General features: G+C 73.3%; 16 protein-coding genes. 13 read left to right on the top strand and 3 right to left on the bottom strand.

Annotated elements, in window-relative coordinates:
- Positions 1-2 precede the first annotated feature (2 nt).
- Complete coding sequence (locus ACSNOA_RS27195; protein ID WP_436662635.1) at positions 3-899, bottom strand: AAA family ATPase; 897 nt, start codon at positions 897-899, stop codon at positions 3-5.
- A 314-nt stretch (positions 900-1,213) separates the two neighbouring features.
- Here ACSNOA_RS27195 and rpmE point away from each other — a divergent pair, with 314 nt between their 5' ends.
- The gene (rpmE, locus tag ACSNOA_RS27190; RefSeq protein WP_436662634.1) at positions 1,214-1,438 is read left to right on the top strand and encodes a 50S ribosomal protein L31; all 225 of its coding nucleotides are present in this window, start codon (positions 1,214-1,216) and stop codon (positions 1,436-1,438) included.
- Between the two features lie 122 nt (positions 1,439-1,560).
- Positions 1,561-2,649, top strand: coding sequence for a peptide chain release factor 1 (prfA, locus tag ACSNOA_RS27185; RefSeq protein ID WP_436662633.1), 1,089 nt, complete (start codon positions 1,561-1,563; stop codon positions 2,647-2,649).
- A gap of 21 nt (positions 2,650-2,670) precedes the next feature.
- Here prfA and ACSNOA_RS27180 read toward each other — a convergent pair whose 3' ends face one another.
- On the bottom strand, positions 2,671-4,221 hold the full coding sequence (locus ACSNOA_RS27180) for a GGDEF domain-containing protein (RefSeq protein WP_436662632.1): 1,551 nt from the start codon (positions 4,219-4,221) through the stop codon (positions 2,671-2,673).
- A gap of 73 nt (positions 4,222-4,294) precedes the next feature.
- Here ACSNOA_RS27180 and prmC point away from each other — a divergent pair, with 73 nt between their 5' ends.
- The 4 genes from prmC (at position 4,295) to ACSNOA_RS27160 (ending at position 8,718) form a co-directional block, all read left to right on the top strand.
- A complete protein-coding gene (prmC, locus tag ACSNOA_RS27175) occupies positions 4,295-5,242 on the top strand; it encodes a peptide chain release factor N(5)-glutamine methyltransferase (protein WP_436662631.1) in 948 nt (315 codons plus the stop codon).
- Positions 5,242-5,883, top strand: coding sequence for an L-threonylcarbamoyladenylate synthase (locus tag ACSNOA_RS27170; protein ID WP_436663393.1), 642 nt, complete (start codon positions 5,242-5,244; stop codon positions 5,881-5,883). The genes prmC and ACSNOA_RS27170 overlap by 1 nt, the downstream gene beginning before the upstream one ends.
- Positions 5,884-6,495, top strand: a complete 612-nt coding sequence (locus ACSNOA_RS27165; protein WP_436662630.1) for a phosphotyrosine protein phosphatase — start codon at positions 5,884-5,886, stop codon at positions 6,493-6,495. It abuts the gene before it with no gap.
- A gap of 111 nt (positions 6,496-6,606) precedes the next feature.
- The gene (locus ACSNOA_RS27160; protein WP_436662629.1) at positions 6,607-8,718 is read left to right on the top strand and encodes a transglycosylase domain-containing protein; all 2,112 of its coding nucleotides are present in this window, start codon (positions 6,607-6,609) and stop codon (positions 8,716-8,718) included.
- Here ACSNOA_RS27160 and ACSNOA_RS27155 read toward each other — a convergent pair.
- The gene (locus ACSNOA_RS27155; RefSeq protein ID WP_436662628.1) at positions 8,693-10,186 is read right to left on the bottom strand and encodes an SDR family oxidoreductase; all 1,494 of its coding nucleotides are present in this window, start codon (positions 10,184-10,186) and stop codon (positions 8,693-8,695) included. The genes ACSNOA_RS27160 and ACSNOA_RS27155 overlap by 26 nt on opposite strands.
- A 35-nt stretch (positions 10,187-10,221) precedes the next feature.
- Between ACSNOA_RS27155 and glyA the strand changes: the two genes are divergently transcribed.
- The 7 genes from glyA (at position 10,222) to ACSNOA_RS27120 (ending at position 14,850) form a co-directional block, all read left to right on the top strand.
- Positions 10,222-11,511 carry a serine hydroxymethyltransferase gene (gene glyA, locus ACSNOA_RS27150; protein ID WP_436662627.1) on the top strand — a complete coding sequence of 430 codons (1,290 nt, stop codon included), beginning with the start codon at positions 10,222-10,224 and terminating at the stop codon, positions 11,509-11,511.
- Positions 11,504-11,935: a hypothetical protein gene (locus ACSNOA_RS27145; protein WP_436662626.1), complete on the top strand. Its 432-nt coding sequence runs from the start codon at positions 11,504-11,506 to the stop codon at positions 11,933-11,935. Before glyA ends, ACSNOA_RS27145 begins: the two co-directional genes overlap by 8 nt.
- A 181-nt stretch (positions 11,936-12,116) precedes the next feature.
- Positions 12,117-12,353, top strand: a complete 237-nt coding sequence (locus tag ACSNOA_RS27140; protein ID WP_436662625.1) for an AtpZ/AtpI family protein — start codon at positions 12,117-12,119, stop codon at positions 12,351-12,353.
- Positions 12,354-12,364: 11 nt separating this feature from the next.
- Positions 12,365-13,162, top strand: coding sequence for a F0F1 ATP synthase subunit A (gene atpB / locus ACSNOA_RS27135; RefSeq protein WP_436662624.1), 798 nt, complete (start codon positions 12,365-12,367; stop codon positions 13,160-13,162).
- A 68-nt stretch (positions 13,163-13,230) separates the two neighbouring features.
- Positions 13,231-13,461 (top strand): ATP synthase F0 subunit C, encoded by a 231-nt coding sequence (locus ACSNOA_RS27130; protein WP_120780588.1) that lies wholly within the window; start codon positions 13,231-13,233, stop codon positions 13,459-13,461.
- 28 nt (positions 13,462-13,489) lie between these two features.
- A complete protein-coding gene (locus tag ACSNOA_RS27125) occupies positions 13,490-14,029 on the top strand; it encodes a F0F1 ATP synthase subunit B (RefSeq protein ID WP_436662623.1) in 540 nt (179 codons plus the stop codon).
- On the top strand, positions 14,029-14,850 hold the full coding sequence (locus ACSNOA_RS27120; protein WP_436662622.1) for a F0F1 ATP synthase subunit delta: 822 nt from the start codon (positions 14,029-14,031) through the stop codon (positions 14,848-14,850). The genes ACSNOA_RS27125 and ACSNOA_RS27120 overlap by 1 nt, the downstream gene beginning before the upstream one ends.
- Positions 14,851-14,926: the final 76 nt, after the last annotated feature.

The following is a 14,926-nucleotide window of genomic DNA, read 5'->3' as shown; positions in this document are numbered from 1 at the left end:
GCTCAGAAGTCGCCCTCGGCCACCTGGAAGACGGTGAGGCCGAGGGACCGCCACATCCGGACCACCTGCATCCGGTCGTCGAAGACGCCGACGACCCGGTAGCGGTCACGGATCTCCCGCTCGTAGATCTCGCGCTTGACCACCGAGTCCTTCCGGGAGTCGCCGACCGCCCTCAGGTGCAGCGCACGGTACGGGACCCGGACGTGCCGCTCCAGCCACGCCACCGTGTCGGCGCGGGCCGAGGCGTCGCGTCCCGAGCAGAACACCACGTCGTACCCGGCCGCGTGCATCGCGCGGACCGCGGCGATCACCGCCTCGTTGGGCCGGTCCTCGCCGACGCGCGTCATGTCGTACGGGCTGCGGGAGACGTTCAGCGCGACGGTGCCGTCGATGTCCACGAGGACGATCTCGGGTGGCCCGCCGCTCGGCGCCTGGACCCGCGCGGGACGGCCGGTGCGGGCCTGCGGGACGGGCAGTGGCAGGGTGCGCCCCTCAAGGTAGCGCTCGTGCAGCCGGCGGATGGCGGCCTCGCCGACCCGGTCCGCCTCCGGACGTTCGGCGTCGCGGCGCAGGCACTCGTCCAACGGCACGTCCGTGAAGTCGTGGACCTCGAACTCGGCGCCGTGGCGGGCGGCCAGCTCTGCCCAGTCCCGCAGCGTGCGGGAGCGCAGGTTCGTGTCGTCGACGCACACGTCGGCGCGGGCGCGCAGCAGCGCCTCGACCTGGGCCCGCTGGGCGGTGGTCACCTGCGCCTCGGCCCACTGCGTGAAGAGCCGTTCGCCGTGCAGCATCCGGCGGATGTCGTCCCGGTTGACCCGGACCACGGACGGTTGGAGCGTACGGGCGAAAGTGGTCTTCCCCGACGCGGGCAGGCCCCGGGTCGCGATCAGGCGGGGCATCGCGTTGTCACCTCCGTGTGGTCGCTCCGGCCGTCGGCCACCGTCTCCCGCCGGAAAGTGTCCCCCGGCGTGCCCCGCGCGGGGTACGCGGCCGGCGTGGCGGCGTCCCGCGTGAATGCCCCGCCGGCTGGCGGGAATGCCAACCCGATGGTGTGCGTTACCGACCCTGGATCGGTGTGCCGCCCGATGACGGGCGCGGCCCGCGCCCATGGCACACTGGTCAATCGGCCACCGGTTCCGGTTCACGCCCGAGCCCGCCACGTGGCGGGCGGTGACGGCGACCCGGCGACCACCGACGAAAGGACCGAGGCGACATGAAGTCAGGCATCCACCCGGAGTACGTGACCACCGAGGTCAGCTGCTCCTGCGGCAACACCTTCACGACCCGCAGCACCGCCAAGGGCGGCACCATCCACGTCGAGACCTGCAGCGCCTGCCACCCGTTCTACACCGGTAAGCAGCGCGTCCTCGACACCGCTGGTCGGGTCGCCAAGTTCCAGCAGAAGTACGCCAAGGTTCAGGCCAAGAAGGCCAAGTAACTCCTCGTTCGGCGCCCGCGTCCGGTTTTCCGCCGGACGCGGGCGCCGTCCGTATTCCCGCCTGTCGCGTCGCCCGGCGGGACGTGTCCGCCCCCCCGCGTCGTCGAAGGAGCATCCGCAGCATGAGCAGCGAGCGACTGGCCGCCCTCCTCGACGAGTACGCGGCCCTGGAGAAGCGGCTCGCCGATCCGGCCATCCACGCCGACCAGGCCACCGCGCGGCGGGTCGGCCGGCGGTACGCCGAACTGGTGCCGCTGCACAAGGCGGCGGGCGAGCTGGCGCAGGCGCGCGCCGACCTGGCGGCGGCGCGGGAACTGGCCGCCGAGGACCCGTCGTTCGCTGCCGAGGCGGAGTCGATCGGGGCGACCCTGCCGGCGCTCGAGGAGCGTCTGGCCGAGCTGCTGATCCCGCGGGACCCGCACGACGCCAAGGACGTGATCGTCGAGATCAAGGCCGGTGAGGGCGGCGAGGAGTCCGCGCTCTTCGCGGGTGACCTGCTGCGGATGTACACCCGGTACGCCGAGCGGCGCGGCTGGCTCGTCGAGGTGATCGACGCGCAGGACTCGGACCTGGGCGGCATGAAGGACGTCTCGCTGGCGATCAAGACCAAGGGCGTCCCCGAGGGCGGCAACGGCGTCTGGTCGCGGCTCAAGTGGGAGGGCGGCGTGCACCGGGTGCAGCGGGTCCCGGTCACCGAGTCGCAGGGCCGCATCCACACGAGCGCGGCCGGTGTCCTGGTGCTGCCCGAGGCCGAGGACGTCGACGTGACCATCGACGCGAACGACCTGCGGATCGACGTCTTCCGCTCGTCGGGCCCCGGCGGGCAGTCGGTGAACACCACGGACTCGGCGGTCCGGATCACCCACCTGCCGACCGGCATCGTGGTCTCCTGCCAGAACGAGAAGTCGCAGCTCCAGAACCGGGAGCAGGCCATGCGGATCCTGCGTGCCCGGCTGCTCGCGGCGGCGCAGGAGCGGGCGGACGCGGCGGCCTCCGACGCGCGCAAGGCGCAGGTGCGGACGGTGGACCGCTCGGAGCGGATCCGCACCTACAACTTCCCGCAGAACCGGATCACCGACCACCGGATCGGCTACACGGCGTACAACCTGGACCTGGCACTCGCCGGCGACCTGGACGGCGTGCTGGACGCCCTGGCCGAGGCCGACCGCGCCGCCCGCCTGGCCGGCGACACCGAGCTCGCCCGTCGCTGACGGTCGGGGCCGACCGCCGGCTCAGGACGCGCGGGGGCGGGCCTTCGCGCGGAGCATCTCGCGGTCGGCGATCTCGAAGGCGGCGCTGAGCGCGTCGCGCAGCGCCGGCCCGGTGCCGGACACCTCGGCGAAGCCGATGCTCACGCCGACGGGGGTGCCGGGGACCAGTGACTCCCAGTCCTCGCCGGCCACCGCGGCGCCGATCCGGCGGGCCACCTCGGCGGCCTCCGCCATGCCGGCGCCGGGCAGCACCACCACGAACTCGTCCCCGCCGTAGCGGGCCACGAAGTCGCCGCGACGCATCACCCGGTTGATCACCCCGGCGATGCGCTGGAGCACCAGGTCGCCGGAGTGGTGGCCGTGCCGCGTGTTGACGGCCTTGAAACCGTCCAGGTCGCAGACGCCGATCACCACCGGCTCGCCCCGGGCGACCACGCTCGCGATGTAGCGTTCCAGCCGGCGGCGGTTGGGCAGCCCGGTCAGCGGGTCGGTCAGCGCCTCGCCCTCGTAGCGGGCGGCCTCCCGCCGCATCTCCTCGTGGTCGATCCGCGCCGCGATGCCGTCGATGTAGACGTCGCGCAGCCGGTCGTTGCGCTGCGCGGCGAGCCGGAAGGCCAGCCGGTCGGCCCGGTGCGCCGCCGCGTGGTCGCCGGCCCGGGACAGGGCGATGCTGCGCAGGCGCGCCGGCTCGGCCGCGCCGAGCGTCTCGCTGGAGACGCGGACGGTGTCGAGCCGGGCCACCGCCTCGATCGGCCGGCCCGCCGCGATGGCGAGGCAGACGTTTCCGAGGTCGCGCATGTCGCGTGCCCGTGCGCTGTCGCCGCCGTGGGCGAGCAGCCGCGCCGGGTCGGCCTCGGAACCGCTGTCGAGCCGGTCGCCGAGCGCGGCACGGCGTGCGGCCGCATAGCCGTACGCGGCGAGGCTGCTGGGGCGCAGCCGGCCGGCCCGCCCGGCGCGCAGGAACCGCCCGAGGTCGGTCGCCACGTCGCGCAGCACCCGCAGGCAGCCGTCGCTGTCGCCGTTGTGGTCGAGCGCGACGGCGTTGCGCAGCCGGATGCCGGGCGCCGCGAACGTCTCCTCGGGGATCCCGGCCGCGAGCCCGAGCTGCCGGGCGCGTTCGATGGCTCCGAGCGCGTAGCCGTGGAAGCTGAGGTACGAGTAGGCCATGGCGAGGTCGTGCCAGCCCCAGGCCGTGTCCCGGTCCGGGTCCTCGACGGCGCTCAGCGCGCGGGCGGCCTTCACGAGATGGGTGACGCACCGGTCGAGCGCGCCCTGGTGGTGGGCGGCGAGCGCGGCCAGCGCGTTGAGATGCCCGTGCAGGTAGGGCTCGGCGAGGTCGCGGACGGCCGCGGACGCCTCCTCGATGGCCCGGGTGAACTCGGCCGTGCGGCCGAGATTGATCAGCGCGGATAGGCGCTGCACGAGGGCGTCGGCCCGGGAGCGGGGGTCGGTGGTGGTGGCGAGGACGCCCTCCAGCACGGTGTACGCCTCGGCGGACCGGCTGGCCTCCTGCAACGCCCGTGCCTGCGTCAGCGCGTCAACCTGGTCATCGACCCGGTCGAGCCAACCCACCAGCGACCTCCTGTCGGCGTGTGCCTCGACGCACCCGCTCGTGACGTGACCCGCGACGCTTCATGATTATGTCGTGACCATCGAGCCGCAACACCCCCCCGAAGGGGCGAACCGGAAACGACCCTCGGCCGCCGTGGCGCGTGCGGCCCGGGTCCTCGGCGACGCCGGTGTGGGGGCGGCCCGGACGGAGGCCGAGCTGCTGGCCGCGTACGTGCTGGGTGTGCCGAGGGGCCGGCTGGCGCTGGCCGACGGATTCGACGGCGATCAGCTTGCCACCTTCGACGCGCTCGTCGCCCGCCGGGCTCACCGGGAGCCGTTGCAGCACCTCATGGGCAGCGCGGCCTTCCGGCGCCTCGAGCTGGCCGTCGGGCCGGGCGTCTTCGTGCCCCGGCCGGAGACCGAGCTGCTCGCGGGCTGGGGCATCGAGCAGGGCCGGGGCCGGGACGCGCCGCTGGTGGTGGATCTGTGCAGCGGCTCCGGGGCGATCGCGCTCGCCGTCGCCCAGGAGCTGCCGTCGGCCCGGGTGGTGGCGGTGGAGCGTTCACCGGACGCGCTGCGCTGGCTGCGCCGCAACGCGGCGGCCCGGGCCGCGGCGGGGGACCGGCCCGTCGAGGTGGTCGAGGCGGACGTCACGGCGCCGGAGCTGCTGGAGGATCTGGTCGGGCGCGTGGACGTGCTGCTGTGCAACCCGCCGTACGTGCCGGCGGACACGGTGGTGGCGCCGGAGGTGGCCGGGTACGACCCCGCGGAGGCGGTCTTCGGCGGTGTCGACGGCCTCGCCGTGATCCGCCCGGTGGTCACCCGTGCGGCAGCGCTGTTGCGTCCCGGCGGGGCGTTCGGCGTCGAGCACGACGACACGCACGCCGCGGACGTGCCGGCGCTCCTCGTGGCCGACGGCCGGTTCACCGCCGTCACGGCCCACCGGGACCTCACCGGGCGGCCCCGCTTCGCGACCGCGTCCCGCCGGTCGGACGGCCGTCGACCGGACGCGGGGCCGGCGTGGCAGACTGGCTCCTCGTGATGCTCTACGACTGCCGGTCGCCCGCCGACCGGGACCGCGGCATCGCCGCGGCCATCGAGGCGGTCAAGAACGGAGAACTCGTCGTCCTGCCGACGGACACCGTCTACGGCATCGGCGCGGACGCGTTCACCCCGTACGCCGTGAAGGCGCTGCTGGACGCCAAGGGCCGGGGCCGGCACATGCCGCCGCCGGTGCTGATCGGCAGCCGGCACACCCTCGACGGGCTGGTCCTCTCGCTGCCCCGCACCGCCCGCGACCTGGTCGAGGCGTTCTGGCCGGGCGCGTTGACCATCGTGGTCGAGCACTCGCCAAGCCTCCAGTGGGATCTCGGCGACAAGACCGGCACGGTGGCCGTGCGCATGCCGCTGCACCCGGTGGCGCTCGAGGTGCTGCGCGAGACCGGGCCCATGGCCGTCTCGTCGGCCAACAAGACGGGGCAGCCGGCCGCGCTCACGGCCGAGGAGGCCCGCGACCAGCTGGGCTACTCGGTCCGCGCGTACCTGGAGGCGGGCCCCTGCCCGGATCCGGTGCCGAGCACGATCGTCGACCTCACCGGCGATGTGCCGCAGGTGCTGCGTCAGGGCGCGATCCCGATGGAGAAGCTGCGCGACGTGGTGCCGGACATCGTCGAGGGGGCCTAGGTGCCGCCGTTCACCGTCCTGCACGTCTGCATGGGCAACATCTGCCGGTCCCCGATGGCCGAGCGGCTGCTCGTCCTGGCGGTGCGGGAGCGGTTGACCCGGCGGGGGCTCGACCCGGCCGGCGTCGACGAGCTGGTGCACAGCCACAGCGCGGGCACCGGCGGGTGGCACGCCGGTGAGGAGATGAACCCGCCCGCGGCCCGGCAGGTCACGTCGCGGGGCGGTGACGTGACGGGCTTCGCGGCCCGCAAGCTGCGGTCGGACCACATCGACGCCGCCGACCTCGTCCTCACCGCGACGGCCGACCAGCAGGAGTACGTGGTGGCGCTGCGGCCCGACGCGGCCGCGCGCACGTTCGTGCTGGGCGAGTTCGGCCGGCTGCTGGGCGCGGTGGACGACGCCGCGCTGCCGCCGGCGGAGGGCAGCCCGGAGGCCGTGTACGAGCGCGGGGTGGCTCTGGTGGCGGCGGCGCACGCGGCCCGCCGGGACGCGGCCCCGCTGGCCACGGACGACCTGGACGACCCGTGGGGTCGGGGCGACCAGTGCTTCAGCCGGGTGGCCGACGAGATCGAGGAGACCGTGCGGCCGCTCGCGGCCGCCCTCCTGCCCTGACTGTCCGCCCTCGCGAATTTCCTGCGGGTTTGGGGAAAACCGGCGGCGAACGGGGCATTCCGGGTCATTCTGAACGGGTCCTAGCGTGACCGGCTCCTGCGGGGAGAGCTGATGATCCGGGTCCATCTCGACAAAGTGCTGACCGTGTTGATCGCCGGCCTCCTGGCCGGTCTGGTGCTGGCGGGGGCCGCGCTGCCGGTGGCGCTGGTGTTCGGGATCGGCTTCAGCGCGCTCTCCACGCCCTACTCGGAGCTGCCCAACACGCTGCGGACGCCGCCCACGGCGCAGCGCTCGAACCTCTACGCCAACGACGGCACGACCCTCATCACGTCCTTCTACCAGGAGGACCGGGTGGACGTGCCGCTGCGCGAGGTCGCCCCCGTGATGCGGCAGGCCATGGTGGCCGCCGAGGACGTCCGGTTCTACCAGCACAGCGGGGTGGACCTGCGAGGTGTGGCGCGGGCCTTCACGGTCAACCAGCGCGACGGCGAGACCCGGCAGGGCGCCTCGACGCTGACCATGCAGTACGTCCGGAACGTGCTGAGCAGCGACCCGCGGCTCTCCGAGGGGCAGCGCCGGGCGGCCACCGAGGTGTCCACCGCGCGCAAGGTGCAGGAGATGCGCTACGCGCTCGCGCTGGAGCGGGAGCTGGACAAGGAGGAGATCCTGTCCCGCTACCTGAACATCGCGTACTTCGGGGCCGGGGCGTACGGGATCGCGGCCGCGAGCAAGCGGTACTTCTCCAAGTCGCCCGCCGACCTCACCCTGCCCGAGGCCGCGATGCTGGCCGGGCTGGTGCGCTCACCGCACACCGACGACCCGATCAACGGTGACGCCGACGCCGCGCTGGCGCGCCGGGCGTACGTGCTCGACCGGCTGGTCGAGACCGCCCAGGTCCCGCCCGAGCAGGCGGCGCGGGCCAAGGCGGAGCCGCTGAACCTGCGTCCCAGCGAGACGCCGAACGACTGCACCGCCGTGCCGGAGGAGCACAACGACTGGGGCTTCTTCTGCGACTGGTTCACCCGCTGGTGGAGCGACCAGTCGGCGTTCGGCGCCACGGCCGACGAGCGGCAGCGCACGCTCCGCCGGGGCGGCTTCTCGATCGTCTCCTCGCTCGACCCGGCCGTCCAACGCACCACCGTCGAACAGGTGTCGCGGATCTACGGCACCACGGACCGGCGGACGGCGCCGACCGCGGTGCTCCAGCCCGGCACCGGACGGGTGCTCGCCATGGCCGTGAACCGCACCTACGGGGTGGGCGAGAATCCGGCCGGCCAGAAGAACCGCCCGAACACGGTCAACCAGCTGGTGGCGGGCGGCGGGACGATCGACGGATACCAGGCCGGCTCGACGTTCAAGCTCTTCACGATGCTCGCCGCGCTCGAATCCGGGCTGCCGTTGCAGACCGAGTACGACGCGCCCGGCCGCCTCGTGACCCGCTTCCCGGTGACCGGACCGGCGAGCTGCGACGGCCGCTGGTGCCCGCAGAACGCCTCGGCGTCGATGGACGGCCGGCAGAGCATGTGGACCGCGTTCGGCCGCTCGGTCAACACGTACTTCGCCTGGCTCACCGAGCGGGTCGGCGCGGACCGGGTGGTCGAGATGGCCGAGCGGCTCGGCATCGTGTTCCGGGCCGACTCCGACGCCCGGCTGGCCCGCTACGGCGCCAAGGACTGGGGGCCGTTCACCCTGGGCGTCTCCGCCACCACCCCGCTCGACCTCGCCGGCGCGTACGCCACGGTGGCGGCGGAGGGGACCTGGTGCGCGCCGCTGCCGGTGGTGTCGATCACCGACTCGGCCGGGCGGCCGGTGACGGCCGCGAAACCGGACTGCCGCCAGGTGCTGGACACCGACGTGGCGCGGGCGGCCGCCGACGCGGCCCGCTGCCCGGTGGGCGACCAGTCGATGTACGGCCGGTGCGACGGCGGCACGGCCGAGGGGCTGCGCTCCCGGCTGGGCCGGCCGGTGGCCGGCAAGACGGGCAGCTCCGAGGGGTACGAGACGGAGACGGTGGTGGCCTTCACCCCGCAGCTCGCGGTCGCCTCGATGGCGGCGAACCCGGACGATCCACGGGACGCCGTCGGTCAGGCGGTGCAGGCCCGCCTCGTGGAGGCCGTCGGCGAGGTGCTCTCGTTCGGCCTGCGCGACCAGCCGGTACGTGACTTCGTGCCGCCCAGCGAGCGGACCGCGTTCGAGGTCACCGGCGCCCGGACGGGGAACTGACCGACCCGCCGTCGTGTTCGGCGCCGCGCGCGATGTTGCGGGCCATGCCCCCGAAGATCACCGCGTGGAACGGCGTGACGGCGCCCCAGTAGGCGTGCCCGGCGAGCCCGCGCGGCAGGAAGACGGCCCGCTGCTGGTAGCGGCTGCGTCCGCCGTCGGCGGGCAGCGCCCGCATCTCCAGCCAGGCGCGGCCGGGCAGCCGCATCTCGGCGCGCAGCCGCAACAGCTTCCCCGGCTCGATCTCCTCGACCCGCCAGAAGTCCAGCGCCTCGCCGACCTGGAGCCGGTGCGGGTCGCGCCGCCCGCGGCGCAGCCCCACCCCGCCGACGAGGCGGTCCAGCCAGCCGCGGATGGACCAGGCCAGCGGGAACGAGTACCAGCCGTGCTCGCCGCCGACACCCTCGATGACCCGCCACAGCGCCTCCGGCGGCGCGTCGACGATCCGCTCGCGCAGGTCCGTGTACGCCGTGCCGCCGGACCACGACGGGTCGCTGGGCAGCGGCTCGGCCGGGGCGTCCGGCACGCTCGCCGTCGACCAGCGGGTCTCCACCTGGGCGTTCCGCACCCGGGTCAGGGCCAGTTCGAGCGCCCGGTCGAGGCCGGTCAGCCCGTCCGGCGGGTCGGGGACGTACGCGGCGATGTCGTGCTCGCGGGCGACCGCCTCGTGGATCAGGCTCTCCACCAACGGCCGGGCGATGGCGTTCGGCACCGGGGTCACCATCCCCACCCAGTACGACGACAGCGCCGGGCTCAGCGGCCGGACCGGCAGGATGATCCGCCGCCGCAGCCCGGCGACCCGGGCGTAGCGCTGGATCATGTCCTGGAAGGTCAGCACCTCGGGCCCGCCGATGTCGAACCCGCGGTTGACCTCCGCCGGGAGGTCGGCGCAGCCGACCAGGTAGCGCAGCACGTCCCGGACCGCGATCGGCTGGATGCGGTTGCGGACCCAGCGCGGTGTCGTCATGGCCGGCAGCCGCTCGGTCAGGTACCGCAGCATCTCGAACGAGGCCGAGCCCGACCCGATGATGACCGCGGCCCGGAGCACCGCCGTCGGCACGCCGCTGTCGAGCAGGATCCGCCCCACCTCGGCGCGGGAGCGCAGGTGTGCCGACGTGCTGCCGCCGTCGTGCGCCGGCTCCGGGCCGCCCAGGTAGACGATCCGGCGTACGCCGGCCTCCCGGGCCGCCGCCGCGAACGCCTGCGCCGCCTCCCGGTCGGCCGACTCGAAGCCGGCCTGCCCCAGCGAGTGCACCAGGTAGTAGGCCACGTCCACGCCGGCGAACGCGGCCGGCAGCGTCTCCGGCCGGCGCAGGTCGCCCTCCACGACCTCCGCCTCCGACGCCCACGGGACGTCGCGCAGCCGGCCGGCGTGGCGGGCCAGGCACCGCACCTCGTGGCCGTCGGCCAGCAGTCGGGGCGCCAGCCGCCCGCCGATGTATCCCGTCGCGCCGGTGACCAGGCATCTCACGGGTTCCAGTCTGCTGCCCCATAGACTGCTTCGTCGTGGACACCGTGACGAGCACCTTCTGGGGGCCGGATTTCGACCAGCTCCGGGCCACCGACCCGGAGATCGCCGGGGTGGTGCTCGGCGAGCTGGACCGCCTGCGCGGCGGTCTCCAGCTCATCGCCAGCGAGAACCTCACCTCGCCGGCGGTGCTGGCCGCGCTCGGCTCGACGCTGACGAACAAGTACGCCGAGGGCTACCCCGGGCGGCGCTACTACGGCGGCTGCGCCGAGGTGGACCGGGCCGAGGAGATCGGCGTCGCGCGGGCCCGTGAGCTGTTCGACGCCGAGCACGCCAACCTCCAGCCGCACTCCGGCGCCAGCGCGAACCTGGCCGTGTACGCGGCCCTCGTGCAGCCGGGCGACACGGTGCTCGCCATGGACCTGCCGCACGGCGGCCACCTCACGCACGGCAGCCGGGTGAACTTCTCGGGCAAGTGGTTCGCGCCGGTCGGCTACCGGGTGCGGCCGGACACCGAGCTGATCGACTACGACGAGGTGCGGGACCTGGCCCGGGCACACCGCCCGAAGATGATCATCTGCGGCGCCACGGCGTACCCCCGGTTGATCGACTTCGCCCGGTTCCGGGAGATCGCCGACGAGGTCGACGCGTACCTCGTGGTGGACGCGGCCCACTTCATCGGGCTGGTGGCCGGCGGGGCCATCCCCTCGCCCGTGCCGTACGCGGACGTGGTCACCTGCACCACGCACAAGGTGCTGCGCGGTCCGCGCGGCGGCATGATCCTCTGCCGGGAGTCGCTGGCCCAGCGGATCGACAAGGCCGTCTTCCCGTTCACCCAGGGCGGTCCGCTGATGCACGCCGTCGCCGCGAAGGCGGTGGCGCTGCGGGAGGCCGCCCAGCCCGAGTTCCGGTCGTACGCGGCCCAGGTGGTCGCCAACGCGCGGGCGCTGGCCGGCGGGCTGGCCGCCGAGGGGATGCGCCCGGTCTCCGGTGGCACCGACACCCACCTAGCCCTCGTCGACCTGCGCGAGGTCGGGGTGACCGGCGCGGACGCCGAGGCGCGCTGCGACGCCGCCGCCATCACCCTGAACAAGAACGCGATCCCGTACGACCCGCAGAAGCCGATGGTCGCCTCCGGCATCCGGGTGGGCACGCCGAGCGTCACCACCCAGGGCATGCGGGAGGGGGAGATGCGGCAGGTCGCCGCCCTCATCGCCCGGGCGGTGCGGACCGACCCGGCGGCTCCCGGCGGCACCGACGAGCTGGCCCGGATCGGCGCCGAGGTGGCCGACCTCGTGGCCGCGTTCCCGGCGTACCCCCGTGGCTGAGCCCGCGGCCCGGACGGCGGAGGCGGCCGAGGACCGGGGCTGGCGGCTGCGGCACCTGCCGGTGCTGCTGATCGCGTCCGTGCTCATGGCGGCGGTCGCCGCCGTGGTGGGCGGGGTGACCGGCGGGGCCGACGCGGCGCTCGGCGCCGCCGCTGGGGTGGCCGTCACGGCGGCCAGCTACACCCTCACCACCGTGGTGCTGGCGTGGGCCGACTCCCGTGACTCGCAACTGGTGCTGCCGTTCGGCCTCGGCCTCTACGTCGCGAAGTTCACCCTGCTCGGCGCCGTCATGATCGCGGTGGCGGCCTCCGGCTGGCCCGGCCTGATCCCGCTCTGCCTGGGCATCGCCGCTGGTGTGGTGGTGTGGACGGGTGTGCACATCTGGTGGTTGACCACGGTCCACGCACGACGCGCGGCTCGCTGAGCGACCGGGTGTCCCACCTTTCGGGCGGCGCGCCGATGTGTCCGCGATCGGTCATTCTCTCCCTCGCGGAAGGGGAGTAGCGTGCCTCCAGACGACTTCGCCCACCCGTGTCCCACACAACAAGGTTGTGCGGGGGGTGAGGCACAGCCTCGTGCACTCGACTGATATCGTTCGCCCCGTCATGACCGGTGACCAGAAACCCCCCAGCGCTGGCGGCCAGGACGACGTTCCGTCCGGAGCCGGGCAGGGCTGGACCGCGCTCAGCTACCTGATCGCGGGCATGCTCGTGTGGGGCTTCATCGGCTGGCTGGTTGACCGGTGGCTGGAGACCGGTGGCGTCGCCACCGGGATCGGGATCGTGCTCGGCATGGCCGGGGGGATCGTCCTGGTCATCCGTAGGCTCGGCACGCCTCAATAGGAAGGGACGCGGTGTTCGGACAGTCGAACGTCCTGGCACAGGGCGAGGTTAATTTCCCACCCAGCGTGGAGGACTTCTACCTGCCCAGCATCGCCCCGTGGGGCGCGCACAACAACTACTGGTTCACCAAGATCACGTTCATGGTGTGGCTGGCGGTCGGGATCCTGATCCTGTTCTTCCTGCTCACCTACCGCAAGCCCCAGCTCGTGCCGACCAAGAAGCAGTGGCTCGCCGAGTCGATCTACGGCTTCGTGCGCAACAACATCGCGGTCGACATGATCGGGCACCGGGGCGTGCGGTTCGCGCCGTACTTCACGACGCTCTTCTGCTTCGTGCTGCTGACGAACTTCTTCGCGATCGTGCCGTTCTTCCAGATCTCGCCGAACTCGCACATCGCCTTCCCGGCGTTCCTCGCCGCGATCAGCTACGTCCTGTTCAACGCCGTCGGCATCAAGCAGCACGGCTTCGGCAAGTACTTCAAGAACGCGCTGGTGCCGCCGGCGCCGTGGTACATCCTGCCGCTGCTGATCCCGATCGAGGCGTTCTCGACGTTCCTCGTCCGGCCCTTCTCGCTCGCCGTTCGTCTCTTCGCGAACATGTTCGCCGGTCACATGCTCCTGCTGGTCTTCACGCTCGGCGGCTTCGCGATGCTCAACGCCAACGCCCTGCTGGCGCCGGTCTCGGTGGTGTCCTGGCTGATGACCATCGCGCTGACCTTCCTCGAGTTCCTGGTGATCGTCCTGCAGGCCTACGTCTTCACCGTGCTGACGGCCAGCTACGTGCAGGGCGCGCTCGCCGAGGAACACTGATCCACTTCCGCACCAACCGTTGTCGTCCCGCGTGACCGTCACGCGTGATAACCAGGAGGAACCCACTAATGGACATCGTCGCCGCGGTAGAGGGCAGCACCGCCGCCATCGGCTACGGCCTCGCCGCCATCGGCCCGGGTATCGGCGTCGGCCTGGTCTTCGCCGCCTACATCCAGTCGACCGCCCGGCAGCCGGAGTCGTCCCGGATGACCCTGCCGTACGTCTGGATCGGCTTCGCCGTCATCGAGGCGCTGGCTCTGCTGGGCGTCGCGTTCGGCTTCGTCTGGTCCGGCGCCTGATCCCGTCTGAGTAGACCGGGAGGTCTTCATGTTCCTGCTCGCCGCAGAGGGTGGTGAGACGACCCACAACCCGATCCTTCCGCTCTGGCAGGAGATCGTGGTCGGTGGCATCGCCTTCATCGTGCTCTGCTTCGTGCTGATGAAGTTCGTCTTCCCGCGGATGGAGCAGACGTTCCAGGCGCGGGTCGACGCGATCGAGGGTGGCATCAAGCGTGCCGAGGCCGCGCAGGCCGAGGCGAACCAGCTGCTCGAGCAGTACCGCGCGCAGCTCGCCGAGGCGCGCACCGACGCTGCCAGGATCCGGGACGACGCCCGGGCCGACGCCGAGGGCATCCGGCAGGACATCCTCGCCAAGGCGCGGGAGGAGGCCGACCGGGTCATCCAGGCCGGCAAGGACCAGCTCGCCGCCGAGCGGGCCACCATCGTGCGCGAGCTGCGCGCGGAGGTCGGCACGATCGCGGTCGACCTCGCCAGCAAGATCGTCGGCGAGTCGCTCGCGGACGAGGCGCGTCGCAAGGGCACCGTCGACCGGTTCCTGAGCAGCCTCGAGAGCACGGGGGCCCGCTGATGCAGGCCGCCAGCCGGGAGTCGTACCAGGCTGCGGCGGAGCACCTGGAGAACCACGTCCGCGGCGTGGAGCCGTCGGCGGTGCTGGCCACCGCCGACGACCTCCTCTCCGTCGCCGCCCTGCTGCGGCGCGAGCCGCGGCTGCGCCGGGCGCTCTCCGAACCGGCCCGGTCCGCGCCGGACCGGGCCGGCCTTCTCGGCGACATGCTCCGCGGCAAGATCGACGCCGAGGCGCTGGACCTGCTCGCCACGCTGGTCTCGGGCCGCTGGTCGACCCCGTCGGACCTGCTCGACGGCGCCGAGCGGCTGGGCGTGGAGGCGCTGCTGGCCAGCGCCGACTCGGCCGGCGAGCTGGGCGAGGTCGAGGACGAGCTGTTCCGTTTCGGGCAGGTCGTCACCGGTCAGCCGGACCTGGCCGCGGTGCTGGGCGACCCGATCGCCCCGACCGCGCGGCGGGCCGCCCTGGCCCGCGAGCTGCTCGAGGGCAAGGCGCGTCCGGTGACGGTCCGCCTCGTGGAGGCCGCGCTCGGCGGGTTCGGGGGTCGTTCCTTCACGGGGGCGCTCACCCGGCTGGTCGAGCTCGCCGCCGACCGGCGGGACCGGCAGGTGGCCTACGTCACGGTGGCCGCCCCGTTGAGTGACGAGGAGGAGCAGCGGCTGGGCGCTCGCCTCTCCGCGATATACGGTCGGGAGGTATCCGTCCGACAGACGGTCAACCCCGACGTCCTGGGTGGCGTGAGCGTCCGGGTCGGCTCCGACCTGTACGACGGCACCGTCCTGCGCCGCCTCAACGAGACCCGCAACGCGCTCGCGAAGCGCTGACCGGCTTCGCGCGAAGCGCTGAGACGGCACAGCCGCGCCGCACCTGATAACCAGACGCCACTCGGACCGGTCGGTA

Source organism: Micromonospora sp. URMC 103 (genome assembly GCF_051386435.1).
GTDB lineage: Bacteria > Actinomycetota > Actinomycetes > Mycobacteriales > Micromonosporaceae > Micromonospora.
The sequence above is the reverse complement of the archived record's forward strand: the minus strand, read 5'-3'. Positions and strand labels throughout refer to the sequence as shown.